At 72.9% G+C, this 26,995-nt stretch carries 24 protein-coding genes; 15 read left to right on the plus strand and 9 right to left on the minus strand.

All coding sequences use genetic code 11. The annotated features are described in order from the left end of the window. Positions 1–74: 74 nt before the first annotated feature. From ACFULQ_RS07155 to ACFULQ_RS07170, 4 genes are all read right to left on the minus strand, one after another. Positions 75–3,449: a pyruvate carboxylase gene (locus tag ACFULQ_RS07155; protein ID WP_383539297.1), complete on the minus strand. Its 3,375-nt coding sequence runs from the start codon at positions 3,447–3,449 to the stop codon at positions 75–77. 123 nt (positions 3,450–3,572) lie between these two features. Continuing rightward, a complete protein-coding gene (locus ACFULQ_RS07160) occupies positions 3,573–4,361 on the minus strand; it encodes a DUF427 domain-containing protein (RefSeq protein WP_383539299.1) in 789 nt (262 codons plus the stop codon). 14 nt (positions 4,362–4,375) lie between these two features. Continuing rightward, complete coding sequence (locus ACFULQ_RS07165) at positions 4,376–5,572, minus strand: cysteine desulfurase-like protein (protein WP_383539302.1); 1,197 nt, start codon at positions 5,570–5,572, stop codon at positions 4,376–4,378. Between the two features lie 574 nt (positions 5,573–6,146). Further along, entirely contained in the window at positions 6,147–6,515 is a 369-nt protein-coding gene (locus ACFULQ_RS07170; RefSeq protein WP_383539305.1) for a MerR family transcriptional regulator, read from the minus strand. A 99-nt stretch (positions 6,516–6,614) separates the two neighbouring features. Between ACFULQ_RS07170 and ACFULQ_RS07175 the strand changes: the two genes are divergently transcribed. From ACFULQ_RS07175 to ACFULQ_RS07185, 3 genes are all read left to right on the plus strand, one after another. Continuing rightward, the gene (locus tag ACFULQ_RS07175; protein WP_383539307.1) at positions 6,615–7,688 is read left to right on the plus strand and encodes an alkene reductase; all 1,074 of its coding nucleotides are present in this window, start codon (positions 6,615–6,617) and stop codon (positions 7,686–7,688) included. A 74-nt stretch (positions 7,689–7,762) separates the two neighbouring features. After that, positions 7,763–9,022, plus strand: coding sequence for a glycosyltransferase family 4 protein (locus ACFULQ_RS07180; RefSeq protein ID WP_383539310.1), 1,260 nt, complete (start codon positions 7,763–7,765; stop codon positions 9,020–9,022). Beyond that, a complete protein-coding gene (locus ACFULQ_RS07185) occupies positions 9,019–9,804 on the plus strand; it encodes a hypothetical protein (protein ID WP_383539312.1) in 786 nt (261 codons plus the stop codon). The genes ACFULQ_RS07180 and ACFULQ_RS07185 overlap by 4 nt, the downstream gene beginning before the upstream one ends. 15 nt (positions 9,805–9,819) lie before the next feature. Here the strand turns inward: ACFULQ_RS07185 and ACFULQ_RS07190 are convergent, their stop codons facing one another. After that, the gene (locus tag ACFULQ_RS07190; protein WP_383539315.1) at positions 9,820–10,977 is read right to left on the minus strand and encodes a cytochrome P450; all 1,158 of its coding nucleotides are present in this window, start codon (positions 10,975–10,977) and stop codon (positions 9,820–9,822) included. 141 nt (positions 10,978–11,118) lie between these two features. Between ACFULQ_RS07190 and ACFULQ_RS07195 the strand changes: the two genes are divergently transcribed. From ACFULQ_RS07195 to ACFULQ_RS07225, 7 genes are all read left to right on the plus strand, one after another. Beyond that, positions 11,119–12,819, plus strand: coding sequence for a hypothetical protein (locus ACFULQ_RS07195; RefSeq protein WP_383539317.1), 1,701 nt, complete (start codon positions 11,119–11,121; stop codon positions 12,817–12,819). 56 nt (positions 12,820–12,875) lie between these two features. After that, on the plus strand, positions 12,876–14,108 hold the full coding sequence (locus ACFULQ_RS07200; RefSeq protein ID WP_383539319.1) for an AAA family ATPase: 1,233 nt from the start codon (positions 12,876–12,878) through the stop codon (positions 14,106–14,108). Between the two features lie 92 nt (positions 14,109–14,200). Continuing rightward, a complete protein-coding gene (locus tag ACFULQ_RS07205) occupies positions 14,201–15,493 on the plus strand; it encodes a VWA-like domain-containing protein (RefSeq protein ID WP_383539434.1) in 1,293 nt (430 codons plus the stop codon). Between the two features lie 102 nt (positions 15,494–15,595). After that, positions 15,596–16,495 carry an amidohydrolase gene (locus tag ACFULQ_RS07210; RefSeq protein ID WP_383539321.1) on the plus strand — a complete coding sequence of 300 codons (900 nt, stop codon included), beginning with the start codon at positions 15,596–15,598 and terminating at the stop codon, positions 16,493–16,495. 156 nt (positions 16,496–16,651) lie between these two features. Then, positions 16,652–17,590 carry a metal ABC transporter solute-binding protein, Zn/Mn family gene (locus ACFULQ_RS07215; RefSeq protein WP_383539324.1) on the plus strand — a complete coding sequence of 313 codons (939 nt, stop codon included), beginning with the start codon at positions 16,652–16,654 and terminating at the stop codon, positions 17,588–17,590. Next, positions 17,587–18,387: a metal ABC transporter ATP-binding protein gene (locus ACFULQ_RS07220; protein ID WP_383539327.1), complete on the plus strand. Its 801-nt coding sequence runs from the start codon at positions 17,587–17,589 to the stop codon at positions 18,385–18,387. The genes ACFULQ_RS07215 and ACFULQ_RS07220 overlap by 4 nt, the downstream gene beginning before the upstream one ends. Further along, the gene (locus tag ACFULQ_RS07225) at positions 18,384–19,253 is read left to right on the plus strand and encodes a metal ABC transporter permease (RefSeq protein ID WP_383539330.1); all 870 of its coding nucleotides are present in this window, start codon (positions 18,384–18,386) and stop codon (positions 19,251–19,253) included. The genes ACFULQ_RS07220 and ACFULQ_RS07225 overlap by 4 nt, the downstream gene beginning before the upstream one ends. 6 nt (positions 19,254–19,259) lie before the next feature. Here ACFULQ_RS07225 and ACFULQ_RS07230 read toward each other — a convergent pair whose 3' ends face one another. Next, positions 19,260–20,051 (minus strand): helix-turn-helix domain-containing protein, encoded by a 792-nt coding sequence (locus tag ACFULQ_RS07230; RefSeq protein WP_383539333.1) that lies wholly within the window; start codon positions 20,049–20,051, stop codon positions 19,260–19,262. Between the two features lie 70 nt (positions 20,052–20,121). Between ACFULQ_RS07230 and ACFULQ_RS07235 the strand changes: the two genes are divergently transcribed. The 5 genes from ACFULQ_RS07235 to ACFULQ_RS07255 all read left to right on the plus strand — a co-directional run bounded on the left by ACFULQ_RS07235 (position 20,122) and on the right by ACFULQ_RS07255 (position 24,217). After that, positions 20,122–20,940, plus strand: a complete 819-nt coding sequence (locus ACFULQ_RS07235) for a phytanoyl-CoA dioxygenase family protein (protein ID WP_383539336.1) — start codon at positions 20,122–20,124, stop codon at positions 20,938–20,940. Next, positions 20,937–21,236: a hypothetical protein gene (locus ACFULQ_RS07240; RefSeq protein ID WP_383539339.1), complete on the plus strand. Its 300-nt coding sequence runs from the start codon at positions 20,937–20,939 to the stop codon at positions 21,234–21,236. Before ACFULQ_RS07235 ends, ACFULQ_RS07240 begins: the two co-directional genes overlap by 4 nt. 90 nt (positions 21,237–21,326) lie before the next feature. Further along, positions 21,327–23,093, plus strand: a complete 1,767-nt coding sequence (locus tag ACFULQ_RS07245) for a SpoIIE family protein phosphatase (RefSeq protein WP_383539342.1) — start codon at positions 21,327–21,329, stop codon at positions 23,091–23,093. A gap of 205 nt (positions 23,094–23,298) precedes the next feature. After that, the gene (locus tag ACFULQ_RS07250; RefSeq protein ID WP_383539345.1) at positions 23,299–23,673 is read left to right on the plus strand and encodes a hypothetical protein; all 375 of its coding nucleotides are present in this window, start codon (positions 23,299–23,301) and stop codon (positions 23,671–23,673) included. Between the two features lie 154 nt (positions 23,674–23,827). Next, a complete protein-coding gene (locus ACFULQ_RS07255) occupies positions 23,828–24,217 on the plus strand; it encodes an ArsR/SmtB family transcription factor (protein ID WP_383539348.1) in 390 nt (129 codons plus the stop codon). A gap of 13 nt (positions 24,218–24,230) precedes the next feature. Here the strand turns inward: ACFULQ_RS07255 and ACFULQ_RS07260 are convergent, their stop codons facing one another. Genes ACFULQ_RS07260 through ACFULQ_RS07270 form a run of 3 tightly spaced genes read right to left on the minus strand, consistent with a single transcriptional unit; the run spans position 24,231 to position 26,955 of the window. Further along, the gene (locus tag ACFULQ_RS07260; RefSeq protein ID WP_383539350.1) at positions 24,231–24,806 is read right to left on the minus strand and encodes a hypothetical protein; all 576 of its coding nucleotides are present in this window, start codon (positions 24,804–24,806) and stop codon (positions 24,231–24,233) included. Beyond that, positions 24,803–26,263 (minus strand): ATP-binding protein, encoded by a 1,461-nt coding sequence (locus tag ACFULQ_RS07265; protein ID WP_383539352.1) that lies wholly within the window; start codon positions 26,261–26,263, stop codon positions 24,803–24,805. The genes ACFULQ_RS07260 and ACFULQ_RS07265 overlap by 4 nt, the downstream gene beginning before the upstream one ends. Beyond that, on the minus strand, positions 26,260–26,955 hold the full coding sequence (locus ACFULQ_RS07270; protein ID WP_383539355.1) for a response regulator: 696 nt from the start codon (positions 26,953–26,955) through the stop codon (positions 26,260–26,262). The genes ACFULQ_RS07265 and ACFULQ_RS07270 overlap by 4 nt, the downstream gene beginning before the upstream one ends. Positions 26,956–26,995 lie beyond the last annotated feature (40 nt).

Consider the following 26,995-nt stretch of genomic DNA (forward strand, 5'->3'; position numbering starts at 1 on the left):
GGGGCCGGGTCGCAATGGTTTTGAGCCATATGGAAGCAGGTGTCACGGTTCCGGACGCGGGCGGGCGTCGGGGCTCAGGCGATCTCGACCAGCAGGTCGCCGCCCTCCACCTGCTGCACCTTGTTGATGGCGAGCCGGGAGACGCGGCCTGCCTTCGACGCCGTGATGGTGGCCTCCATCTTCATCGCCTCGATGGTGGCCACGGTCGCCCCGGCCGCCACCTCGTCGCCCTCGGCGACCACCAGCGTGACCACGCCGGCGAAGGGGGCGGCCACATGGCCGCTGTCGGAACGGTCGGCCTTCTCCGTGGTCGGGATGTCCGAGGAGGCGGCGGCATCGCGGATCTGGATGGGCCGCAGCTGGCCGTTGAGCGTCGACATCACCGTGCGCATGCCCCGCTCGTCGGCCTCGCCGATCGCCTCCAGCGCGATGAGGAGGCGGACGCCGGGTTCCAGGTCGACGGCGTACTCCTTGCCCGGGCGAAGGCCGTAGAAGAAGTCCTTGCTGTCCAGGAGGCTGGTGTCGCCGTAGGACTGGCGGTGGGTCTCGAACTCGCGGGTGGGGGCGGGGAACAGGAGCCGGTTCAGGGTCGAGCGGCGGTCCTTCTCCAGGCCCTCGCGGTCCTCGGCGTTCAGTTCCTGGACGGGCTTGGCGTCGGCGCGGCCCTTCAGGGCCTTGGTGCGGAAGGGCTCGGGCCAGCCGCCGGGCGGGGTGCCGAGCTCGCCGCGCAGGAAGCCGATCACGGAGTCGGGGATGTCGAAGCGGTCCGGGGTCTCCTCGAACTCCTTCGGGGACACGCCCGCGCCGACGAGGTGCAGGGCGAGGTCGCCGACCACCTTGGAGGACGGGGTGACCTTCACCAGGTGGCCGAGGATCCGGTCGGCGGCCGCGTACATCGCCTCGATGTCCTCGAACCGGTCGCCGAGGCCGAGGGCGACGGCCTGGGTGCGCAGGTTGGAGAGCTGGCCGCCCGGGATCTCGTGGTCGTAGACCCGCCCGGTCGGGGAGGCGAGGCCCGCCTCGAAGGGGGCGTAGACCCGGCGGACGCTCTCCCAGTACGGCTCCATGTCGCCGACCGCCCGCAGATCGAGGCCGGTCGGCCGGTCGGAGTGGTCGGTCGCGGCGACGATCGCGGAGAGGGAGGGCTGGGAGGTGGTGCCGGCCATGGAGGCCACGGCACCGTCCACGGCGTCCGCGCCGGCCTGGATCGCGGCCAGGTAGGTGGCGAGCTGGCCGCCCGCGGTGTCGTGGGTGTGGATGTGCACCGGCACGTCGAACTCACGGCGCAGGGCCGCCACGAGCTTGGCGGCGGCGGGGGCGCGCAGCAGGCCCGCCATGTCCTTGACGGCCAGGACGTGGGCGCCCGCGGCGACGATCTGCTCGGCCAGGCGCAGGTAGTAGTCGAGGGTGTAGAGGCGTTCGTTCGGGTCGGAGAGGTCCGAGGTGTAGCAGAGGGCGACCTCGGCGACCGAGGTGCCGGTGGCGCGTACGGCCTCGATGGCGGGGCGCATCTGGCTGACGTCGTTGAGGGCGTCGAAGATGCGGAAGATGTCGATGCCGGTCTCGGCGGCCTCCTGCACGAAGGCGTCCGTCACCTCGGTCGGGTACGGGGTGTAGCCGACGGTGTTGCGGCCGCGCAGCAGCATCTGGAGGCAGATGTTGGGCACGGCCTCGCGCAGGGCGGCCAGCCGCTCCCATGGGTCCTCGGCGAGGAAGCGCAGGGCCACGTCGTAGGTCGCGCCGCCCCAGCACTCCAGGGAGAGCAGCTCGGGCAGGGTGCGGGCGACGGCCGGGGCGACGGCGAGCATGTCCTTGGTGCGGACGCGGGTCGCGAGCAGGGACTGGTGCGCGTCGCGGAAGGTGGTGTCGGTGACGCCGATGGTCGGGGACTCGCGCAGCCACCGGGCGAAGCCCTCGGGGCCCAGTTCGGTGAGCTTCTGCTTGGATCCCGCGGGCGGCTCGATGTCCGGTGTCGTCGGCAGCTTGGAGACGGGGTCGATCAGCTCCGGGCGCTCGCCGTGCGGCTTGTTGACCGTCACGTCCGCCAGGTACGTGAGCAACTTGGTGCCGCGGTCGGCGGAGTGACGGGCCGTCAGCAGGTGCGGGCGCTGCTCGATGAACGACGTGGTGACGTTGCCCGCCTGGAAGTCCGGGTCGTCCAGCACCGCTTGCAGGAAGGGGATGTTGGTGGCGACTCCGCGGATGCGGAACTCGGCGACGGCTCGCCGGGCCCGGTTGACGGCGGTGGTGAAGTCCCGGCCCCGGCAGGAGAGTTTGACCAGCATGGAGTCGAAGTGGGCGCTGATCTCCGTACCGGCGTGGGTCGTTCCGCCGTCGAGGCGGATGCCGGAGCCGCCGGGCGAGCGGTAGGCGCTGATGCGGCCGGTGTCCGGGCGGAAGCCGTTGGCGGGGTCCTCGGTAGTGATACGGCACTGGAGGGCGGCGCCGTGCAGCCGGATCGTCTCCTGGGAGAGCCCGAGGTCGGCGAGGGTGGCGCCGGCGGCGATGCGCAGCTGGGCCTGGACGAGGTCGACGTCGGTGACCTCCTCGGTGACCGTGTGCTCGACCTGGATGCGCGGGTTCATCTCGATGAAGACGTGGTTGCCGTCGCGGTCGAGGAGGAACTCCACGGTGCCCGCGTTGCGGTAGCCGATCTCGCGGGCGAAGCGGACGGCGTCGGCGCAGATGCGGTCGCGCAGTTCGGGGTCGAGGTTCGGTGCGGGCGCGAGCTCGATGACCTTCTGGTGGCGGCGCTGCACCGAGCAGTCGCGCTCATAGAGGTGGATGACGTTGCCCTCGCCGTCGGCGAGGATCTGCACCTCGATGTGGCGGGGCTCGACGACGGCCTTCTCCAGGAAGACGGTCGAGTCGCCGAAGGCGGAGGCGGCCTCGCGGGCGGCCGCCTCGATGGACTCGCGCAGCTGAGCGGGGTCCTCGACCCGGCGCATACCGCGCCCGCCGCCACCGGCGACGGCCTTCACGAAGACCGGGAAGCCGATGTCGTCGGCGGCCCTGACCAGCTCGTCCACGTCGTCGGAGGGCGCCGAGGAGCCCAGCACCGGTACGCCGGCGGCGCGGGCCGCGGCGACCGCGCGGGCCTTGTTGCCGGTCAGTTCGAGGATGTCGGCGCTGGGGCCGACGAAGGTGATGCCCGCCTCCTCGCAGGCCCGCGCGAGCTCGGGGTTCTCCGACAGGAAGCCGTAGCCGGGGTACACGGCGTCGGCGCCGGCCTGGCGGGCGGCGCGGATGATCTCGTCGACGGAGAGGTAGGCCCGCACGGGATGGCCCGGTTCGCCGATCTCGTAGGCCTCGTCGGCTTTGAGTCGGTGCAGTGAGTTGCGGTCCTCGTGCGGGAAGACGGCGACCGTCCTCGCGCCCACCTCATAACCCGCGCGAAACGCGCGAATCGCGATCTCACCACGGTTGGCGACCAGTACCTTGCGGAGCATTCCCGTTCCTTCCCGCCTGCCGGTGACGCCCCCATGGTCTCGGCAAAGACCCCCGGTGGCCATGAGAGTCAGGTCACGTGTCGCGGGCCGTTCGAAGACGATCCGGGTCGAGGGCAGCCCTGGTCACTTCACGGTGCCGGTGAAGACGGTGACCGGCCGCTCCAGGCGCTCCCCGTCCACGGTGATGTCGACGGCCTCGTTGTAGAACGCGAGCAGTCCCCTGATCGCGCCGACGGCGGGCAGCGGGTCCGGGTAGCTCCAGACGATGTTGGCGTGGCCGCCCGTCGACCAGTACTCGGCGGTGCCCTTGTAGGGGCACTGGCTTTGGTGGTCGGTGGGTTCGAGCAGGTCGAGGCGGACGTCCTCGCGCGGGATGTAGTACCGCGTGGGCAGGCCGGTCTCGAAGAGGAGGACCGGTCGGCGGGTGTCGGCGACGACCGTCCCGTCGATCTCCACCCGGACATGGCGGCTGCTGGGCATGGCGTCGACACGTTTGTGCGGGTCACGGGGGTGGACGAAGATCTCTTCCTCCTCCTCGTACCAGTGGTCGAGGCCGGTCCCCCAGCGCCGGAACCACGCGAAGGCGATGTGGTCGGCGAGGTCGGCGGCCGGGAAGGTCCAGGCGGCGTTCTCCACGACCTCGCCGTCGACTTCGAGGTCGTAGAAGACCTGTGATCCGGTGTGGCTTCCGGTCCGCGGGTTCTTCGCGGGCCGCAGCAGGTCCTCGCGTACGTCGGCGCGCGGGAAGGCGTACAGCGGGACGGGGACGTCCGGTTCCCAGACGAGGACGGGGTGCCGGCTGTCGACGACCGTGACGTCCCCCTTGCGGCCGCGCACCCAGCGCTCGCTGGGCTCCCACAGCAGGCCTTCGGGGGTGGTCCGGACGTCTCGTGCGGTGGGGAAGGTGGTCATGGGTGGTTCTCCCTTCACCTCTTCAGGAAGTCGGTCAGCCCGGTCAGGAGCCGGTCGACGTCCTCCGTGTCGTTGTAGGGGGCGAGGCCCACGCGCAGGCCGCCGGTGTCGCCGAGGCCGAGGTGTCGGGATGCCTCGACGGCGTAGAAGGAGCCGACGGGCGCCTGGACACCGCGCTCGGCGAGGAAGCCGTACGCGTCGGCGGTGTCGTCGTGGTCGAAGGTCAGCAGCACGGTGGGGGTGCGGTCGGCGGCCCTGGAGTGGACGGTGATCCCGTCGAGCGCGGCCAGCCCCTGGTCGATCCGTGTGCGCAGGACGTGTTCGTGGGCTTCGAGCGCGGCGAACCCGGCGGTCAGCCGCTCGCGCCGGGTGCCGGTGGCGTCCGGGTCCAGCCGGTCGGCGAGGAAGTCGACCGCGGCTGTCGTCCCGGCGAGGAACTCGTAGGGCAGCGTGCCGAGTTCGAAGCGCTCGGGGACGGCGTCGGTGGAGGGCAGGAGCTTGTCCGGGCGCAGGGTCTCCAGCAGCTCCGGGCGGGCGGCGAGGACTCCGTGATGGGGGCCGAGGAACTTGTAGGGGGAGCAGACGTAGAAGTCGGCGCCCGACTCCTCCAGGTCCACGAGGGAGTGGGCGGTGTGGTGGACGCCGTCCACGTAGAGGAGCGCGCCGACTTCGTGGGCGGCTCGCGCGATCGCGGGGATGTCGGGACGGGTGCCGATGAGGTTGGAGGCGGCGGTGACGGCGACGAGCCGGGTGCGCCCGGACAGCACGGCCCGGATGGCGTCGACCGTCAACTCCCCTGTGCTCGGGTCGAATTCGGCCCAGCGCACGGTGGCGCCCGACTGGGTCCACGGCCGGATGTTGGCGTCGTGGTCGAGGCGGGTGACGACCACCTCGTCGCCGGGCGACCAGGTCTTGGCGAGGGTGCGCGAGAACTCGTAGGTGAGCTGGGTGGCACTGCGGCCGAAGACGATCCCCGACGGGTGCGCCCCGAGGAGGTCGGCCATGGCCCGGCGGGCCCCGGTGACGAGGGCCTCGGCGTTGCGCTCCCCCAGCGTGATCCGCCCCCGGTTCGACAGGGGCTGTGCCAGCGCGTCCGCGATGGCCCGGATGACGGGGGTGGGGGTCTGGGTGCCGCCGGGGCCGTCGAAGTGGGCGACACCGGCGGCCAGGGCCGGGAAGTGGGAGCGGAGGGCGGCGATGTCGTACGTCACGGGGCTCCTTGGTCCGACCGGTTGCGATGGTCCCAGCGTGTCACGCGGTCGGCGGGGTTTCGCGGGCGATCCCGGCCTGGCACGCGTCCACGGGGACTCACGGTGCTCTCAGCGTGTCACGCCGTCCGCGGGTTATCCGAGCCTGGCACGCGTCCTTGGGGACTCACGGGCTCTCAGCGTGTCACGCCGTCCGCGGGCCTGTCGGTGACTTCAGGCCGCCGGCCCGTCCGCAAGGCCGCTTGGCGATCCCAGCCACGTCAGGCCGACCGGGAGGTCTCTTGGCGCCCCCAGCCATGCCCGGCCGACCGCTGAGGTCTCTTGGCGACCCCAACCACGTTACGCAGACCGCAAGCCGACTCAGCGATCCCAGCCACGTCACCCCGGCCGCGAGGTCCCTAGCCGACCCCAACCACGTCACGCAGACCGCAAGCCGCCTCGGCAATCCCAGGCCACGTCTCCCCGCCCGCGAGGCCCCTCGGCGACCTCGGCCCCGCCACCCCACCCGCCTGGTCTGGTCTCCTGGCGAGCCCCACCCCGTCACCCCGGCCGCGAGCTGACCCGCTGATCCGCCCCGTCACCCCGCCCTGAGGCTCTCGCGGTGTGCCCGGTTCGTGGCCATCAGGCCATCGAGGGCGTCGCGGGTGCGGATCAGTTCCGCGATGTGGTCGGTGAGCCGGTCGCGTTCCTCGGCCATCCGCTCCAGCGCGGCGTCGGACGTCTCCTCGCTGGGCGAGTCGACGCACGGCAGCAGTTCGAGAATCGTGCGGCTGGACAGTCCGGCCGTGTACATCCGCTGGAGGAACGACACGCGGTCGACTGCGTACTCGGTGTAGTGCCGCTGCCCGCTCGCGCTGCGCGTGCTGGTGAGCAGACCCTGCTCCTCGTAGTAGCGCAGGGCCCGGACGCTGACCCCGGACCGCGCCGAGAGCTCCCCGATGCGCATGTGTTCCTCCCGGAAGGACTTGACCCTCACGTCGACGTCAGGTTTTAGCGTAACCGTGTTCCCGGGCACGGGGACGACGGATCACTGAGGAGACATGACGTGACGACGCTTTTCACCGGCTTCCGGCTCGGCGGTGTGCGGCTGCCCAACCGGGTGGTCATGGCCCCGATGACCAGGGTGCGGGCCGCCGAGGGCGGTCTGGCGACGGCCTCGATGGCGCGCTACTACGCCCAGCGGGCCTCCGCCGGCCTGATCGTCAGCGAGGGGGTGCAGCCGAGCCTCGTGGGGCAGTCGAATCCGGGCACTCCGGGGCTGTACACCGACGAGCAGGTCGCCTCCTGGCGCCCGGTGACGGAGGCCGTGCACACCAACGGGGGCCGGATCTTCGCCCAGATCATGCACGGCGGCCGGGTCTCGCACCAGGACACCATCGGACTGCGGCCCGTCGGGCCCTCGGCCGTCCCGGCCGCCGGAGAGGTGTTCACGCCCACGGGACGCCAGGCCCCGCCAGTGCCGCGGGCGCTGCGCACGGACGAGGTGCCCGAGCACGCCGAGTCGTACGCCGAGGCCGCCCGCCGAGCCGTCGACGCCGGGTTCGACGGGGTGGAACTGCACGGCGCCAACGGCTACTTGATCTCGCAGTTCCTCTCCTCCAACGCCAATCTGCGCACGGACCGCTACGGCGGCTCGGTGGCGGGCAGGATCCGCTTCGCCGTGGAGGCGGTCGCCGCGACCGTGGACGCCGTGGGCGCGGAACGGACCGGGATCCGGCTCTCACCGGGCGGCACCTTCTGGGGAGTTGAGGAGGCGGATGTCCCCGAGCTGTACACCGCGCTGCTGACCGAGCTGTCCCGACTCGACCTGGCCTACGTCCATCTGGAGGCCACCGCCCCCGAGGAGACGCTCCTGGCCCTGCGCCGGACGTGGCCGGGAGCGCTCGTCATGAACCCGGTGCTGCCGATGGGCGCCAAGCAGACCGGCCGCGGCGAGGCCGACCACTGGCTCGAACTCGGCGCCGATCTCATCAGCTTCGGCCGCGCGTTCATCGCCAACCCGGACCTGGTCGAGCGGCTGCGCACCGGTCTGCCGATCGCGCCCGCCGACGAGGCCACGTACTTCGAGGGCGGCGACAGCGGCTATCTCACTTATCCCGCATACCAGTACACGGCGTGACGTCCAGGCGGCGAGGACACCACGAAAAGGTAACGAAGGTCAACCAGAGGCAATGGGCCGTGGTCTAGCCCGACATGAAGATCTCTTTCCTGCTCCACAACGCCTACGGGATCGGAGGCACGATCACCACCACGTTCAATCTGGCCCAGGCCCTGGCCGAGCGGCACGACGTGGAGATCATCTCGGTGCTGCGGCACCGGGAACTCCCCAACTTCGTGCTGGACCCCCGGGTTTCGCTGCGGCCGCTGGTCGATCTCAGACAGGAGAAGGAGCACCCCTTACATCTGAGACCGGCGCGGGTCTTCCCCCGCTCCGAGTACCGGTACGGCCAGTACAGCGAGTTGACGGACCAGCGCATCGCCGAGGCCCTCGCCACGACCGACGCGGACGCGGTGATCGGCACCCGACCCGGGCTCAACGTGCATCTCGCACGTGAGGCGCCCCGCCATGTCGCCCGGGTCGGGCAGGAGCACCTCACCCTGGACAACCACTCGCCCCGGCTGCGGACCGCGCTGCGCCGGGCCTACCGCGGGCTCGACGTCCTCACCACGGTGACCGAGGCGGACGCGGCCGCCTACCGGCGCCGGATGCGGCTGCCCGGCGTACGCGTGCGGGCGCTGCCGAACAGCGTGCCGGATCCCGTGCTGCCGGCCGCCGACGGCTCGGCCAAGGTGGTCGTGGCGGCCGGCCGGCTGGTCAGGATGAAGCGGTACGACCTGCTCGTCGAGGCGTTCGCCGCGGTCGCCGCCGCGCATCCGGACTGGCAGCTGCGCATCTACGGCAAGGGAGAGGAGGAGGACCGGCTGCGGCGGCTGATCACCGACCTGAAGCTGTGGAACAACGTCTTCCTGATGGGGGCCGCGGCCCCCATGGAGGCCGAGTGGGTCAAGGGCTCGATCGGGGCGGCCACCTCCGACTTCGAGCCCTTCGGCATGACCATCGTCGAGGCGATGCGCTGCGGACTGCCCGTCGTGAGCACCGACTGCCCGCACGGGCCCGCCGAGATCATCGCGGACCGGGTCGACGGTCGGCTGGTGCCGGTCGGGGACCGGGACGCGCTGGCCGCGGCCCTGCTCGAGCTGGTCGGGGACGACGAGCTGCGCCGCCGTATGAGCAGGGCGGCGCTGGAGAACGCGCGACGGTTCGCTCCCGAACCCGTCGTCGAGCAGGCCGAAGCGCTCGTCGCGGAGGCCGTCGCGGCACGCCGGGCGGGGCGGCCGGTGGTGCGGGAACGCCCGGGCGCGACGCTGTCGGCCCGTCGCTCCGCCGTCAGGGACACCGCGCTGGTCGCGGCGAGCGGCGCGCTGCGCCTCGTACGGAAGGGACGCTCATGACCACACCACGCGCCGGGTGCGCGGTCGACGCGGACGGCAGGATCACCTTCGAGGTGCCCCGGGCCGAGGGCCACCGGCTGCTGCTGCGGCTGCGTCCGAAGAAGGGGGAGCCCGAGGAGAGCCTGCACGTCCTCGACCTGCTCGGCCCGGACTCGGGCGCCGAGGGGCGGGCGCAGGCCGTGCTGGGAGCCGATCCCGTGCTGCCGGAGGGGCGGTGGGACGTGTATCTGCTCCAGGGCTCGGAGCGGACGCGGCTGCGCCCGGGACCGCGTGATCTGCGCGCCCTGGTCGACGGGCATCTGCGGGAGCGGCAGGGGCCGTTGGCCGTCCGGGTCCCCTATGTCACCAAGGACGGTTTCCTCGCGGTGCGGACCTGGCTGAGGCCCGCGCACGCGGAGGTCGACCGCATCGACGTCACGGACCGGACGCTGACGGTGGCGGCCCGGCTGCACGGCTCCCCGCTCGCCGAGGGCGCCCGCGTGGAGCTGCGGCTGCGGCGGGACAAGGCCGTCACGCGCACGCTGGAGCCCCGCGTCGAGGCGGACGGCCGCGGGTTCACCCACACCCTCGACGACACGCCGGCCCTGGACACCGGCATCTGGGACATGTTCCTACGGCCCGCTCCCGGGGCCCCGCCGATCCGGCTCGCCCGGCTCCTGGACGACGTGGCGGACCGCAAGCAGGTCTTCGTGTATCCGGGTGCCACGCTCGGAGGCGCGGTCGTACGGCCGTACTACACGGTCGACAACGACCTGTCCCTGGAGGTGAAGCGGGCCGGCTGATCACGCGCCCCGGATTCACCCCCAACGGACGTGCAGGGCGGGCGGCTTGCGGAAGACCAGGCCGTGCGGGGCGGTGGGGTGGTCCGGGTCGAGGCGGAGGGCGGGGAGGCGGTCGAGCAGATGCCGCAGGGCGATCCGGGTCTCCAGACGGGCCAGGTGGGCGGCGAGGCAGTAGTGCGGGCCGTGGGCGAAGGCCAGTTGGAGGCGGGCGTCGGCGCGGCGCACGTCGAAGCGGTCGGGGTCCGGGAAGACCGCGGGATCGCGGTTGGCGCCGGTCAGGGAGACGGTGACGAGATCGCCCTCGCGGATCGTGGCCGGGCCGAGGGCGGTGTCGCGGGTGGCGTAGCGGTCGACGACCGCCGCACCGGGCTCCAGCCGCAACGACTCCTCGATCGCGCCGTCCAGGAGAGCGGAGTCGGCCCGGACCAGGGCGAGTTGGTCCGGATGCCGGAGGAGGTGCAGCAGGGCGTTGGTGATCATCGCCTCGGTGGTCTCTATGCCGCCGAACATCAACACCGCGGCGTTGGAGGCCACTTCGGGCAGGGTCAGCCGGTCGGCCGCCTCCGCGAGGAGCGAGGTGGTGGCTCCCTCCGCGACGGTGGCCTCGACCGCCGCCCGGAGCTGTGCGTACGCCTGGGGGCCCGCGGGGTCCGCCGCGTGGCCCGCGGTGAGGTCGGAGACGGCTCGCACGATGGCGTCGTACCAGGCCAGGACCGTGTCCGTGCCGACGCCCGCCAGTCCGAGCGCCCGGGTCACCACCGCCACGGCGAGCGGTCCGGCGAAGACGCGGCGGAGTTCGGCGGCGCCCTGCGGTGCCAGCGCGGTGACGAGCCGGTCGGTCTCCGCCTCGATGAACTCCGCGAAGCCCTCCCGCACTTCACGCGGACGGAAGGGCGCGGCGAAGGGCTCGCGGTGACGGATGTGCTCGGCGCCGTCGAGGGAGAGCATGCTCGGCCCGACGACTTGCGCGGTGGAGAAGCGGGGGTCGTCGACGGTGAAGGTCTCGGCGTCCCGCATCACGTCGAGGGCGAGATCGCGACGCGTCACCAGCCAGCCGTTCAGCTCGGGCAGCCAGGACACCGGCTCGTGCGCACGCAGTTCGGCCAGGCGCGGGTGCGGGTCCCGGGCGAGTTCGGCCAGCGTGGTCGCGGCGCCGAGGGGGAATTCGATCACGGTGTCGAGGCTAGCAACCGTGCTTCGGCTCCCGGACGGTAAATGCCTGGCGGTGAGCGACCGCGCGAGGTTAGGCTCGCCGGCGATGACGACTCACAGCTCTCAGCGATTGGGGGTCCCGTCCGCGCAAGGTGAGTGCTGATGCTCCCTTCGACCGCGTACGACGACTTCCGTACATCCTTCTGGCCGCGCGTGCGCGAGTTCGCCGTGCCGGCCTCCATGATCGAGACCGCGACCGCCCGACGGCTCGCCGGGGACTGGGCGGGGGCGTGTGCCGCCGCGGGTTTCGACGTCGACCTCACCCTCCGTGCCGTGGCACGCGATCACGGCCGGGAGCTGGCGTCCCGGGTCCGCGCCGATCTGCGCGCCCTCGCTCCCGACCTGCTGCGCTGGCACATGCCGAGGATCGCCCCCGACGGGCTGCTGCGGCCCGGACTGACCCTGACACTGGCGCGGTACGAGGCCGCCGAGGGCCCTGTGCATCTGGTGGCCCGGACCGCACCGGCCTGGGCGGACGCCGGCCAGCGGATCAGCCTCGCGGTGTGGTCCCGCCCGGCCGACGACGCCGTACGACACCCCCATCCCCACCCGAACCGCCGCTTCCGCCTGGACCTGCACCGGCATCTGTGGGATGCGGGGAGGGCCGGGGAGTTGTGGGAGCGGGCGGGGGCGGGAGAGGTGTCGGGGCGGTCGGGAGGTGGCGAGCTTCCGGAGCGGCCGGGGGCGGGGGAACCGCTGGAGCGGCCCCACGCCGGAGCGTTGGTGGAGCGGTCCGCGGCCGGTGAGCCACGACAGCTGTCCGCACCCGGGGATCCACCGCAGCAGACCGCGGCCGGGGCACCACGGCACAGCGCATGGCACGGCGATCCACGGCAGCAGGCCGGTGCCGAGGCCGGTGAGCCGTGGCAGCGGTCCGGGACAGGTGAGCCACGACAGCGATCCGCAGCCGGGGCACTCCCGCAGGGCGCCGGGATCGGCGATCTACCGCAGCACGCCGGTGCCGTGGAGCCGCCGTGGGAGTGGGCCGACGGCGGTCGAGCTTCCTCAGCCTGTGCCGAGTTGCTCGCCCCGCTGCCCGACGGCTGTGCCGTGGACCGCTGGGCCGCCGAGGCGCGGATTCTGCTCGGGGCCGAAGGGCGGTCCGACGGGCGGGTGTTGATCCGGTGCGGGGGACGGCGGCTGGTGTGGGAGGTGACTGAGCACCAGGCGGTTCCGGTGCCTTGCGACGGTCCCCTCCCCTGCCTTCCCGTCCTGCCCGACGCGGCGACCTGGATCCTCCCCGACCTCGCACTGCTCCGCACCGGCGCGATCGAGCCCGGTCGGCTGCACCCCCTGGTCGCGGCGGCCCTCGCACCGGGCCACGCGGCCACCGGTCCGCCTCCGGCCCCCGACCGGCCGGGACGACCACACACCGTGGAGTGCCGGGGCGCCCGCCACCGGATCGGCCTGGTCGACGGGGTCCTGGCCCCACTGGACCACGACCCGGACGAGATCCGCCGCGAGGAGCTCCTGGTCGCGCTGACCGGCACCCCGCTCCCCTGCCTCCAGGCCATCGACGAGGCACACCGCCGCCCGCACTGTCTCGACGGCGTCCGCGAACGCCTCGTGCACGGTGACCTCGCCGGCGCCCTGGCCGTCGTGGAAGGACTGCTCGGGCCCGAGGCGCTGCTGCGCCCCGGTCCGCTCCGGGACGAACTGGAGGCGGCCGCGCAGCGGCGGATCACCTACGGCCTGTTCAGAACGGGCATGACCGGACCCGGCCCCGCCTGGTTCCCCCCACGCCCGAACGGCCGCCCCTCCCACCGGCACCGCACCCGTCCACCGCACGCGACCCGTCGCTGAACGCACCCCCCTTCTCAACACCCGTTTCCCTCCTCAAGCCCCGAAGGTGACGCCCCATGCCCATGCCCATGCCCATGCCCGCCCTCGCCCCCACCTCCCAACTCGACGTCGCCGCAGACCTGTTGACCCTCCTGCGCGACTCCACCACCGAACCTCGCCCCGACGACCAGCTGGAGGCCCTCACCCTGGCCGTGGCCGCCGATCTGCCCGTCCTGCTGTGGGGAGAGCCCGGCATCGGCAAGACCGCAGCCCTGACCCAGCTCGCCGCCGCCCTGGACCTCCCGCTCACCACGGTGATCGCCAGCGTCCACGAGCCGTCGGACTTCTCGGGGCTGCCCGTGGTCGGGGACGACCCCGCGACCCAGGGCGTGCCGATGGCCCCGCCGGACTGGGCGGTACGGCTGGTGCGGGCCGGCCGGGGGCTGCTCTTCCTGGACGAGCTGTCCACGGCCCCGCCCGCCGTCCAGGCCGCGCTGCTCCGGCTGGTGCTGGAGCGGCGGATCGGCGCCCTGCGCCTGCCGCCCGGGGTACGGATCGTGGCCGCCGCCAACCCCCGTTCCTCGGCGGCCGACGGCTGGGAGCTGAGCCCGCCGCTGGCCAACCGTTTCGTCCATCTCCAGTGGACCCACGACCACGACGTCGTCGTACGCGGACTGGGCGGGACCTGGCCCCGGGCCACCCTGCCGCGGCTGGACCCGGAGAAGCTGCCCGAGGCCGTGGACTTCGCGCGGCGGGCGGTGTGCGGGCTGCTCGCGGCCCGGCCGACGCTGGTGCACCGGCTGCCCACCGGCGAGACCCAGCGGGGCGGGCCCTGGCCGTCGCCGCGCAGCTGGGACATGACGCTGTCCCTGATCGCCTTCGCGACCGCGGCCGGCTCCTCGCGGGACGTGCTGTCCTCGCTGGTGCGGGGCACGGTCGGGGACGGTCCCGGCCTGGAGCTGCTGGCGAGCCTGGACCGCCTGGACCTGCCCGACCCCGAGGACGTGCTCGCCGATCCGGCGGGGGCGGTACTGCCCGAGCGGGGCGATCTGCGCCAGGCCGTGCTCGACGGCGTGGTGGCGGCCGTACGCGCCCGTCCGGAGCGGGCCCGCTGGGACGCGGCCTGGGCGGTGCTGGTGCGGGCGTTGGAGACCGGGGCGCCGGATCTGGTGGTGGTGCCCGCGACCACGCTCGCCTCGCTGCGCCAGGAGGACTGGGACGTGCCCGCGGCGATCGAGAAGCTCGCCGGGACGGTGGCGCTGTCCCGGCGGGCGGACCGGGCCGCGGTCGCCGCCAAGGGCCGCCGATGAGCACGCCCACCACAGGGGCGATGAGCACGCCTACCACCCGCGAGATGAGCACGCCGACCACCGGCGAGATGAGCACGCCGACCACCGGTGCGATGGGCACGCCCACCACCCAGGAAGCGGCCCGCCCGGTCAACCAGGAGGCCGGCCGGCTCTACCGCGACAAGCTCTTCGCCGCCCGCCTGCACGCCGCCCGGACCCGCCCCTACCTGGCCACCGCGCTGTTCGCCCTGCACACCGTCGAGTCGCGGCACGTCCCGACCATGGGCGTCGACCGGTACTGGCGCTGCTATGTCTCCCCGGCGTTCGTGGACCGGACGCCGGTGGAGGAGCTGGCGGGCGTGTGGGTGCACGAGGTGTCGCACCTGCTGCGCGACCACCACGGGCGCGGCGACCGGCTGGCCCGGGAGCGCGGGCTGACCGGGGTGGGCGACCGGCTGCGGATGAACATCGCCGCGGACTGCGAGATCAACGACGACGTGTACGGCGAGGGGCTGGTCCGCCCGCGGGGTGCCGTGGAGCCCTGGAAGCTGCGGCTGCCGGAGGGCCGGCTGATGGAGGAGTACGTCAGCGGGATCAGCCTCGGGCCGCTCACGCTGGACCTGTCCTGGCTGGACTGCGGCAGCGGCGCCGACGGGCTGGAGCGGGAGTGGGAGCTGGGTCCGGACGGCGCCGACGGGCTGAGCGAGCAGGAACGCGACGCGGTCCGCTTCCGGGTGGCGCAGGGCATCAACGCACGCCCCGGCAACACCCCGAAGGGCTGGCGGCGGTGGGCGGAGGAGGCCTTCCATCCGCCGCAGCCCTGGCGGGATCTGCTGGGCGCTGCGCTGCGCTCGGCGGTCTCCGGAGCCGGGGCGGGCGACGACTACAGCTACGGCCGTCCGGCGCGGCGCTCCGCGGGCCTGCCCGGGGTGGTGCTGCCGAGTCTGCGGCGCCGGCCGCCCCGGGTCTGCGTGATCATCGACACCTCCGCCTCGGTCGGCGATGACGAACTGGGCAGCGCGCTCCTGGAGGTGGCCGCCATCGCCCGTGCCGTGGGCGGCCGCCGGGACCTGGTCCACGTGCTGTCGTGCGACGCGGCGGCCGGCGCCGTGCGTCCGCTGTGCCGGACCGAGGGCATCCCGCTGGTCGGCGGCGGGGGCACCGACCTGCGCACCGGCTTCCGGAAGGCGCTGCGCTCCAGTCCCCGTCCGGACGTCGTCGTGGCCCTCACCGACGGCGGGACGCCCTGGCCCGGCGCGCGGCCGGCGTGCCGTACGGTCGTCGGACTGTTCTCCCGGCCGGGGGTGAGTCGGGCGGGACGCGAGGACAATGCCGAGTACGTGCCGAAGGCACCGCCCGCGTGGGCCCGCGTGGTCGAGATCGGGTCGGCGTCGACGGCTCGGTGAGGTCCGCGGGCCTCGCGGGCTGGACGCGGGGGTGGTCGGCCACGAGATCATGGGGGCCTGCGAGGTCCGGAGCACATTGCGCGCCTGGGTGGGAGGAGCGTCATGACCAATGTCGACGTGCACCAGCATCTGTGGAGCCCCCCGCTGGTCACGGCCTTGAGGTCGCGGCGCGAGCCGCCGTGTCTCGACGGCTGGACCCTGTATCTGCACGGCGAGCCGCCCTACGACCTCCCGCCCGCCGACCACGACGTGACCCGGCGCGCGGAGCTCGCCGCCACCGACGGCCTCGGTCTCGCGCTGGTCTCGCTGTCCGCGCCGATCGGTGTGGAGTGGCTGCCCGCGGCCGAGGCCCGGCCCCTGCTGGACGCCTATCACGAGGGCTCGGCCGCGCTGCCCGAGCCGTTCGGGGCGTGGGCGGCCGCGGGTGTGCGCGACATCGATGCCAAGGCGACGGCCGACGCCCTCGACCGGGGGTTCGTCGGGCTCCAGCTTCCCGCCAACGCCCTTGCGGACGCGGCGGGTTACGCCCGGTGCGCCCCGTTGCTCGATCTGCTCGAAGAGCGCGACCTACCGCTGTTCGTGCACCCGGGACCCGCGGCCGACGGCACCGAGGGGCCCGGCTGGTGGCCCGCGATGGTGCCCTACGTCCAGCAGATGCACGCCGCCTGGTTCGCCTTCCGCGCCTTCGGCCGGCCCCGGCACCCACGGCTGCGGGTCTGCTTCGCGCTGTTGGCCGGCCTCGCTCCGCTGCACGGCGAGCGGTTCGCCGCCCGCGGTGACGGCTCGAGCGAGCCGGACCCGCTGGTCTTCGTGGAGACGTCCTCGTACGGGCCGCGCGCGGTCGAGTCCGTCGTACGGGCCCTCGGCGTGGACGCCGTGGTCCAGGGTTCGGACCGGCCGTACGCCGAACCGCCGCAGCATCCCGGCCACGGGCTCGGCGGAGCGGCGGCGTACGCCTTCCGGATCGCCAACCCGCGCAGGCTGCTCACCGGGAAGGAGTGACCGGCGCTGTCGGGACGGGTGGCGCCGGCCAGGGGCCTCTGACCAGGAACAGGTCAATTAATGGCAACGGTTTTCACATACCGGCCGCCAGGCCTGTTTACGACAATCATTTCCATCTAGCGTGACGGGGCCATCAGAACCGCGCTTGGAGGATCCATGTCCACGTCCCCGTCCCGCCGCGTCGCGCTGCTCGTCGGCGCCTGTGTCGCCCTGCTGGCCGGCTGCGGCAGCTCCTCGGACTCCGGGGGCGACGGGAGCGCGTCCGCGGCCCCGGCCGCCTCGGCCAGGGTCGCCGTCGTCGCCTCCACCAACGTTTACGGCGACATCGTCTCGCGCATAGGCGGCGACAAGGTCTCCGTCACCTCGGTCATCAGCGACCCCGACCAGGACCCGCACTCCTACGAGGCCAGCACCCAGAACCAGTTGGCCCTGTCGAAGGCGAAGGTCGTCGTCGAGAACGGCGGCGGCTACGACGACTTCGTGGACCGCATGCTCAAGAGCGGCGGCAACACCTCCGCCGAGGTGATCAACGCGGTGAAGGTGTCCGGCAGGACCGCGCCCAAGGGCGGCGAGCTCAACGAGCACGTCTGGTACGACTTCCCCACCGTCGCCAAGATCGCCGATCGCATATCCGCCGCCCTCGGCAAGGCCGACCCCGCGAACGCCGCCCTCTACACGAAGAACGCCCAGACCTTCAAGGCGCAGCTCACGCCGCTGGAGGCCAAGGAGGCGAAGATCAAGAAGGAGCACGCCGGAGAGGGCATCGCCATCACCGAGCCGGTGCCGCTGTACATGACCGGCGCGAGCGGTCTGGTCGACAGGACACCCGCCGCGTTCAGCGAGGCCATCGAGGAGGGCACCGACGTCTCCCCCAAGGTCCTCCAGGAGGCGCTCGCCCTGTTCTCCGGCAAGCAGGTCAAGGCGCTGGTCTACAACGAGCAGACCTCCGGGCCGCAGACCGAGAAGTCCGAGCAGGCGGCCAGGGCGGCCGGCATCCCCGTGGTCCCGGTGACCGAGACCCTGCCCAGCGGCGAGAACTACCTCGGCTGGATGACGGCCAACGTCGACGCGCTCGCGAACGCGCTGGCCAAGTGAGCTCCGTCATCAGCCTGCGCGGGGCCGCGCTCTCCTACGGTCCGCGCACGGTGTGGCACGACCTCGAACTGGATGTGCGGCCAGGGGAGTTCCTCGCCGTGCTGGGCCCGAACGGAGCGGGCAAGACCAGCTTCGTGCGGGCCCTGCTGGGCCGACAGGCGCTGTCCGCCGGGGAGTTGACGGTCCTCGGCCGCACTCCCCGGGAGGCCGCCCGGCACATCGGTTACGTCCCGCAGCAGGCCGCCCTGTCCGCGCAGGCGATGCTCCGCGCCCGGGACCTGGTGCGGTTCGGCATCGACGGCCACCGCTTCGGGCCACGGCTGCGAACGGCCGCCGTACGCAAGCGGGTTGACGAGATCCTCGCCGCCGTGGGCGCCTCGGCGTACGCCGACGTCCCCGTCGGCCTGCTCTCCGGCGGTGAGCGGCAACGCGTCCGCGTCGGGCAGGCGCTCGCCACCGATCCCCGCATCCTGCTGTGCGACGAGCCGTTGCTCTCCCTCGACCTCCACCACCAGCGCGCGGTCACCGAGTTGGTGGACGCCCGCCGCCGCTCCCACGGCACGGCGGTGGTGTTCGTTACGCACGAGATCAACCCGGTGCTCGACCTGGTGGACCGGGTGCTGTACCTGGCACCGGGCGGCCATCGGGTCGGCACCCCCGACGAGGTCCTCACCTCCGCCGCCCTGTCCCGGCTGTACGGCACCCGGGTCGACGTCGTCCACGTGCACGGCCGGATCGTGGTGGTCGGCGCCCTCGAAGGACACCCGCACCACGTGCCCGAGGAGATCCGCCCATGAGCGTCTGGCACCAGCTGTTCGACTTCGACGACTACGGCGAACTCCTCGTCCTGGTCCGCAACTCGCTCGTCGTCGGAGCCGCCCTCGGTCTGGTCGGCGGACTCGCCGGGGTCTTCGTCGCGATGCGCGACCTGCCGTTCGCGGTGCACGGCATCAGCGAGCTGTCCTTCGCGGGCGCCTCCGCGGCGCTGCTGCTGGGCACCGACATCGTGGCCGGCTCGATCACCGGCTCGCTGCTCGCGGCAGGCGCGATCGGCGTGCTCGGCACGCGCGCGCGGGACCGCAACTCGGTGATCGGCATCCTGATGCCGTTCGGACTGGGCCTCGGCGTGCTCTTCCTCGCTCTCTACAAGGGGCGGGCGGCGAACAAGTTCGGCCTGCTCACAGGCCAGATCGTCGCCGTGGACACCCCGCAGACGACCTGGCTGCTGGCCACCTCCGCGGTGGTCCTGATCGCCCTCGCGGTGATGTGGCGCCCGCTGACCTTCGCGAGCGCCGATCCCGATGTCGCCGAGGCCCGGGGGGTGCCGGTGCGCGGCCTCTCCTTCGCCTTCATGATCGTGCTCGGCCTCGCGGTCGCCCTGTCGGTGCAGGTGGTGGGCGCCCTGCTGGTGCTTTCCCTGCTGATCACCCCGGCCGCGGCCGCCGCCCGCGTGACGGCGTCCCCGGTGCTGCTGCCGCTGCTCAGCGTGGTGTTCGCGACGGCGTCGATCGAGGGCGGCATCCTGCTGGCCCTGGGCAGCAGCATCCCGATCAGCCCGTACGTCACGACGGTCTCGTTCGCCTTCTACGTCGGCTGCGGCGCGGTCGGCCGGTACCGGACCGGGCGCCGGGGTGCGCGGCGGACGGTCACGGCACCGGCGTGAGAGGCGTCATCCTTCGAGCTGTCCGTCCCGCTCCCGCACCGCGCGCGGCGACGCCCCCAGCTCCTTGCGGCACGCCTTGTTGAACGCCTGGAGGTCGGGGATGCCGACCGTCGCGGCGATCGCCGGGATGGCCAGCGTCGAGGCGACCAGCAGATGCCGGGCGCGGTCCATGCGGCGGCGCCGGATGTAGGCGACGACCGTGTGGCCGGTGTCCTCGCGGAAGAGCCGGGTCAGGTGGGTGTGCGAGACACCGGCCACGCGGGCGATGCCGGGCACGGTCAGGGGACCCGCCAGGTGCTCCTCGATGTGGGCGACGGCCGTGCGCAGGGCGGGGTGCCGGGAGCCGGGGCGGCTGTCGGCCGCGGTCAGGCCGGTCGTGCGCCACAGCACGGTCCACAGCTCGGCGGCGGCCCGGGCCTTCGACTGCGCGTTCGCCGTGACCGTCTGCCGCAGCAGCGCCCTGAGCACGCCCGCTTCGGCGCCGGCGTCCTGCATCACCGGGACCCGGCGCCGCTCGCCCTCGCCGGGCAGCCGGAAGTGGGCGTACAGGTGCTCGCAGCGCGCTGTGCCGTAGTGGAAGTGCACCTCGGTGTCCGGCGGGACGAGGCTCACATGGCCGGGGCGGATGGGGTGCCGGGAGCCGCCGAGACCGAGGGTGCCGGAGTAGCCGTAGAGATGGAGCTGCCACAGCCGTGGCAGGCGGAACACCTCGTGCGGGCCGGCGGAGCCGTGCACGCCGACGCCCGCGTTCTCCACCTGGGGCGGCTGGTCGAGGGCCAGGTCGACATGTGTGGTCATGGTGGAAAATTACCAGTGGTCGCCGAATACGGCCCACGACTTACCCGGTTCCGGTTCCTACGGTTGCCGTATGTCAACCACACCACAGCTGCTGAACTCCGCCCAGGTGGCGCGTTTCGTGGCCCAGGGCTTCCTGCGCCTGGACGGCGTCGTGCCCCCGGAGATGAACGCGCAGGCGCTCGGCGCCTTCGCCGGCGGGCTGCCCTCGGTGCCGTACGGCACGCCCGTGCCGAAGGCGTTCCCCGAGGGCTCCTTCGCTCGCCGGCTCGTCGAACTGCCTGCCGTGGCGGGTGCGTTGGAGAGCCTGGTGGGCCCGGATCCGGAGGTCGACCACCACGCCCTGCACATCCGTGAGCCGCGGGAGGGCAGCGCCCAGCCGCTGCACGCGGACGCCCTGATCGATCTGCGGCCGGACGCGTTCGACGTCCAGCTCATGTACTACCCGCGGGAGGTGACCGCGGACATGGGCGGCACGCTCGTCGTGCCCGGCACCCATCTGCGCCGGGTCAACGAGTCCGACACCGGCCGCTACCAGAACCTGCGCGGCCAGACCCGGCTGACCTGTCCGGCCGGCACGGTGATGCTGCTGCACCACGGCATCTGGCACGGCGGGCGGCGCAACGACAGCGACACCGTCCGCCACATGTACAAGATCCGCTTCAACCCGACCGTGCCGCAGGTACGGCTGTGGGACACCGCGGACCTGGACGGGCCGGCCGTTCGCGAGGAGCTGTCACGCACCTTCCCCTGGTGCGAGCAGGCCACCGCGCGTCTCGAGATCCTCAACCGGGTCCGGCTGTGGCGCACCCTGTCCGGCGACCCCGACTTCGACATCGAGCACTGGGCCACCCGTATCGACAACCGGCCCGTCCAGAGGAGGACCGCGTGACTCTCCCGAACACCGTGCGTCAGCAGGTTCTCGTCCTCTACCTGGACACCTCCGCGCTCGACTCCTGGGTCAGGGGCTGGGCCCGGTACGACGGCACCGGCGCCACCCGCCCCACGACCGGGGACAGCGACGAGCCGCCGTACGAGACGGGCGTCGCCGCCCTCCAGGACGGCTGGCGGCTCTTCCAGGCCGCACAGCTCGTGCCGCCGTACCCGGGGGCGGAGCACGAGACGTCGTTCCTCAAGCACGAATTCTTCTTCGAGCGGCTGGTCGACGGGGCGGGGGACCCCGGATGAGATACAGCTCATAGCTTCAGCGGCGCGAATATGGTCCAATACGCCATAAGTATGACGAAACGGACTCCGCCCTTCGAGGACTCACCCCAGATGACCCATCCCCGTCCGTCCGCCCCTGCCGCGCCCTTCCTCCCCTCGGAGACCCTCCGGGCGCTGTCGAAGGCGGCCCGGGCGGCGGGGACAGGGCGGACGGGGCAGGCGCTGGACGAGTTGTGGACGGCCCGCCGGTTCCTGGACGGGACCCCGGCGGCCGTCGCCGTCCTGGACACCGAGCTGCGCTATCTGTACCTCAACGAGAGCCTGGCGAGGTTCAACGGACTTCCCGTCGAGGACCACCTCGGGCGCCCCATGCCCGAGGTGATCCCGGGCTCCGGGCCCTCGGCGGCGGTGGCCCGCGAGGTGATCCGCACCGGACGGGCGCAGACCGTCGTCTTCGACGGCCGGGTGCCCGTCGACCAGGTGGACGCCCCGCGCTGGTGGCTCGGCGCGTTCCACCGGCTCGACGGCGAGGACGGCCAGGTCCTCGGCGTCGCCGCGGTCGTCATGGAGGTCACCGACGGGATCCGGCAGCGGGAGTCGCTGCGGCGGGCCCAGGAGCGCCTTGAGCTGCTGGAGGAGACCGCCGCCCGGGTCGGCGGCACGCTGGACGCGGGCGACGCCTGCCGGGCGCTGACGGATCTGCTGGTGCCGAGGTTCGCCGACTACGCCGCGGTGGACGTCCTCGACCCGGAGGGCACGCGCCGGGCGCCGACCGCTCCGGTGCCAGTGCGGCTGCGGCGCATGGCGGTGGCGGCCGCGCCGGGGGTGCCCGCGCCGCTCACCCCCACGACCAGGACCGGCGAGGTGATCTTCCACCAGGCCAGTTCCTCGATGGCCCAGGTGCTGACCGCGCACAAGCCCATGGTGCTCAACCGGCCCGACGACGACACCGTGCGGCTGCTCGCCCCGACCCGGCAGCGGCTGGAGCGCTACCGGGCCCTGAAGGTGCACTCCGTCGCCTATCTGCCGCTCATGGTGGGCGGTGAGCCGGTCGGAGCCGTCATCGTCGGCCGCCGGGCGGACTCGCCCGAGTTCACGCCGGACGACGTCGAGCTGCTGGAGCTGCTCACCGCACGGGCCGCGACGGGCATCGGCCACGCCCTGCGCTACACCCACGAGCACGAGACCGCGCTGGAGATGCAGCGCGCCTTCCTGGCCACCCCGCACACCCCGGGGCCCGGTGTGGAGATCGCCAGCCGCTATCTGCCCGCCGGGAGAGGCGCCGAGGTCGGCGGGGACTGGTTCGACGCCGTCGCCCTGCCCGGCGGCAGCACCCTGCTCGTGGTCGGGGACGTCATGGGGCACGGGGTGCGGGCCGCCGCGGCGATGAGCGAGTACCGCTCGCTGCTGCGCGCGCTGGCCCTCCAGGGGCTCGACCCCGACCGGCTGCTCACCGAGGCGGACCGCACGGCCCACGCCCTCGACGTGGACCGGGTCGCCACCTGTGTGCTGGCCCTGCTCGACCCCGGCGCCGGGCACACGGACCTGGCGACGGCCGGTCATGTCCCGCCCCTGCTGGTCCGCCCGGACGGAGCCCCCGAGCTCGCGGACCTCCCCGTCGGCCCTCCGCTGGGCACCGGGTCCGGCGGATACGAGAGCCGGCGCTGCGCGCTGCCGTCGGGCTCCCTGCTGCTCGCCTACACCGACGGGCTGGTGGAGCGGCGGGGCGAGGACATCGACATCGGTCTCGCCACGCTCACCGCCCTGCCCATCGCCTCCCGGCACTCCCTGCCCGACGTCCTGAGCACCGTCCTCGACCGCCTGGCCCCGGCCAGCTCGGAGGACGACGTGACCCTGCTGGCGGCCCGCACCCACTGAGCACACCGGCCGGCGCCGGAGTCATCTTCGGCCCCGTGAAGGCCAGTTGTGCCCGGCAGGCGGTCTCGTCGAGTCGGTGTTCAGTCAACGGGGAGCAGTCCCGAAGACCCCCGACCCGCACGGCGGCCAGGCGCATACGGTCCACAGATCCGGCGGACGGACCCGGCACGGGCCCGCCGCGACCCACAGGCACAAGGGAGGCACCGTGGCGAGTGTGGAAGTGTCGCTGAAGGAGATGATGGCCGGCACGGAAGGGGCGATGGCGGCCGCGGTCGTCGACTACACCAGCGGGATGGCGCTGGGCACCCTGGGCGGCGGCAAGGACCTGGACACGACGGTCGCGGCGGCCGGCAACACCGACGTCATCCGGGCCAAGGTACGCACCATGGAACAGCTGGGCCTCAAGAGCAACATCGAGGACATCCTCATCACGCTCGAGAACCAGTACCACCTCATCCGTCTGGTGACCGGCCGCAACGGCAACGGGTTGTTCCTCTACCTGGTCCTCGACAAGGCCCGCTCGAACCTGGCGATGGCCCGTCACCAACTCAAGCGCGTGGAAGAGCAGTTGGAGGTCTAGGTCCCGCTCCGGTCGGGGTCGCCGCGCGCCCACGATGTGAAGACTTCTGCAAGTCGCCACATCAACATGAGTCCAATCCACGGCCGCCCGGCGTCCCCGACCAGCAGGATCGGCACCGACGACCCCGTACCGTCCGGCAGGGAGCGAGCGCCCCATGCAGGTCCCCCTCTACCAGGCCAAGGCGGACTTCTTCCGCATGCTCGGCCACCCGGTGCGCATCCGGGTCCTGGAGCTGCTCCAGCACGGGCCCGTGCCCGTCCGCGACCTGCTCGCCGACATCGACATCGAGCCGTCCAGCCTCTCCCAGCAACTGGCCGTCCTCAGGCGGTCCGGCATCGTCGTCTCCATACGGGAGGGCTCCACGGTGAGTTACGCGCTGGCCGGCGGTGATGTCGCCGAACTCCTGCGCGCCGCCCGCCGGATCCTCACCGAGCTTCTGGCCGGCCAGAACCAGCTCCTCAGCCAGCTCCAGCAGGCCGACACCGCGGCACCCCGGGCGGGGGGCATGCTCACCGACCAGGCCGGCGGCCGCCCGACGGCATGACCCGGCAGCCACCTCACCGGTCAGGGCAGCGTTCGTCCGTGGTCCTGACCCGCCATCCGCCGCCCCCGGTCACCTCGGCGGTGAGCGGGGTGGCGGAGGGGTGGGTGAGGCGGTACGCGGCGGCGGCCGTGCACACCGTCTGCCGCACCCCGAGGTCGCTCAACACGTCCATGCCCGGCGGCAGTCGGATCGTCAGCGTGTCACCCTCGACCGTCACGGTCGGTTCGCCCGACGCGGAGTCCCCGGCCGGGCCGGCGGTGTCCGGCGGGGGGCTCCCCGGCACCTCGGAGGCGGCCGTCGGAACGGCCATGGCGGTCGGCAGGGCCGGCACCTCGGTGGAGAGGCCGTCGATGCGCCCCTCACCGGCCAGCGGACCGGCCATGAGCAGCCGCAGCGCCTCCGTGGGGTCGCCCGGCCGCCCGGTGTGGCGCGGCACCGAGACGAGCCGGCCGTTCTCCACGAAGTAGACCGGCGTGAGGGGCAGGATCCCGCTCGCGGGGCCGCCCGCCTCCACCACCCCGGTCGCGGGGATCCCGCAGGAGGTGAGCGCGAGCAGCGCCAGCAGCGGAACGCGATGCAGGGCCTTCATGCCCGGTACTCCTCGGTCGACTCGTCCCGCCGCAGCGGCAGTTCCACGGTGAAGACGGCACCGCCCGCCGGGTGGTCGCCCGCGCGCACGGTACCGCCGTGGAGGCGGACGTTCTCGGCGGTGATGGACAGGCCGAGGCCGCTGCCCTCGGAGCGGATCCGGGCGCTGTCGGACTTGTAGAACCGCTCGAAGACATGGGGCAGGACGTCGCGCGGGATGCCGGGTCCGCTGTCCCGGACCTCGATGACGGCCACCGTGTCGTCGCCGCTCAGGCGCACCCTCACCGGACGGGCGCCGTGCTTGAGGGCGTTGCCGACCAGGTTGGCGACGACGACGTCGACGCGGCGCGGGTCGACGCGTGCGCGTACCGCGTGCGGCGGGGGCAGTTCGGTCTCCACGGTGTCCGTCCAGCCGCGGGAGGCGAGGGTGCGCCGGATCGACTCGGCGAGGTCGATCTCGTCCAGGTGCAGCACCGCGGCGCCCGCGTCGAAGCGGGAGATCTCCATCAAGTCGTCCACGAGCCGGGCGAGTTTGACGGTCTCCTCGCTGATCAGCCGGACCGCGGTGGCGGTGTCCGGGTCCAGTCGGGCGGCGTCCTCGTCGAGGACGTCGGTGACCGCGGACATGGCGGCGAGCGGGGTGCGCAGTTCGTGCGAGACGTCGGCGGCGAAGCGGCGGGCCCGGGCCTCCATGTCGCGCAGCTCGGCCACCGAGGTCTCCAGTGCGGCGGCCGTCTCGTTGAACGTGTGGGACAGATCGGCGAGTTCGTCGGAGCCGTTGACCGCGAGCCGGGTGTCCAGGCGCCCTTCGGCGATCCGGCGGGTGGCGTGCCGCAGCTTCCGCACCGGGACCAGCACTCCGCGCGCGGCGAGGAGGGCGAGCACCACGGCGAGCACCAGCGCGGCCACCATGGCCCGTTCGACAGCGGTCACCAGGGCGTCGACATAGGCCTGTTCGGTGGTCTGCGGGACGACCAGGAAGACCCGGACCCCGCTGGCCGTCTGGTCGACGCCCTGACCGCCGAAGAGAATCGACATGCCGACGACGAGTAAGGTGCGTCCGTCGTGGCGCACCCGTTGGAAGACGGTGGCCCGGCTGGACGCGACGGCTTCGCGCAGGGCGGGGGTCACCTCGGTGAAGGGGTCGCCGGCGGCGGAGGAGCCGCTCAGGTCCCCGTAGGTCACCAGGACCCGCCAGCTGCCCTGCGACTCGGTGGCCGCCGTGTCCTGCGCGAACTTCAGCAGTGCCGACCGGTCGGGGGGCAGCCCGAGTTCGGCGGCGTGCTGGTTGAGCTGGGCCCGCAGCTGTCTGATGGTGGCGTCCTGGCTCTGCTGGAGCACTCCGGTGCGGGCCTCGCGGAAGGTGAGGGCGCCGGTCGTGACGGCCGCGACGGCGGCGACCAGGCCGAAGGCCACCACCAGACGGGCCCGCAGGCCGCGCAGTCGGCGCGTTCTCACGGCGCCGCGAATCGGTAGCCGAAGCCGCGCACGGTGTGGATGTAGCGGGGTGCGCGGGGCGGCTCGGACATCTTGGTGCGCAGCCGCTTGACGCAGGCGTCCACCAGGCGGGCGTCGCCGTGGTAGTCGTGCTCCCAGACCGCCTCCAGGAGTTGCTGACGGCTGAACACCTGGCCCGGTGAGGCGCTCAGGGTGAGCAGGAGCCGCAGCTCGGAGGGGGCGAGGGCGATCGGCTCGCCGTGCAGCGCGACGGTCAGACCGGCCCGGTCGACGGCCAGTTCGCCGTAGGTGTCGATCTTCGGCAGGCCCTCGGCGCCGGGTGCGCCCCCGGCCGCCCGGCGCAGGACGGCACGTATGCGTGCGTCGAGCACCCGGGCCAGTACGGGTTTGACGACGTAGTCGTCGGCGCCGGCCTCCAGGCCGACAACGATGTCCACTTCGTCACCCCGGGCGGTCGCCATGATGATCGGCAGGGTCTGGTCGAGGGTGCGTACGGTGCGGCACACCTCCAGGCCGGTCATGCCGGGCAGCATCAGATCGAGGACGACGATGTCCGGCCGGAAGGACCGCAGCCGGTCCAGTCCCTCCTCGCCGGTCGCGGCGGCGGCGACGTCATGGCCTTGCCTGCGCAGGGCCAGGGCGACGCCCTCCCGGACGGCGGGGTCGTCCTCGATCAGCAGTACACGTGACATGCGCACAGTATCCACATCGGCATGACCATGAGCAGGGTTA

Origin of the sequence: Streptomyces sp. NPDC057253 (assembly GCF_042669125.1) — a bacterium.
Classification (GTDB): domain Bacteria; phylum Actinomycetota; class Actinomycetes; order Streptomycetales; family Streptomycetaceae; genus Streptomyces.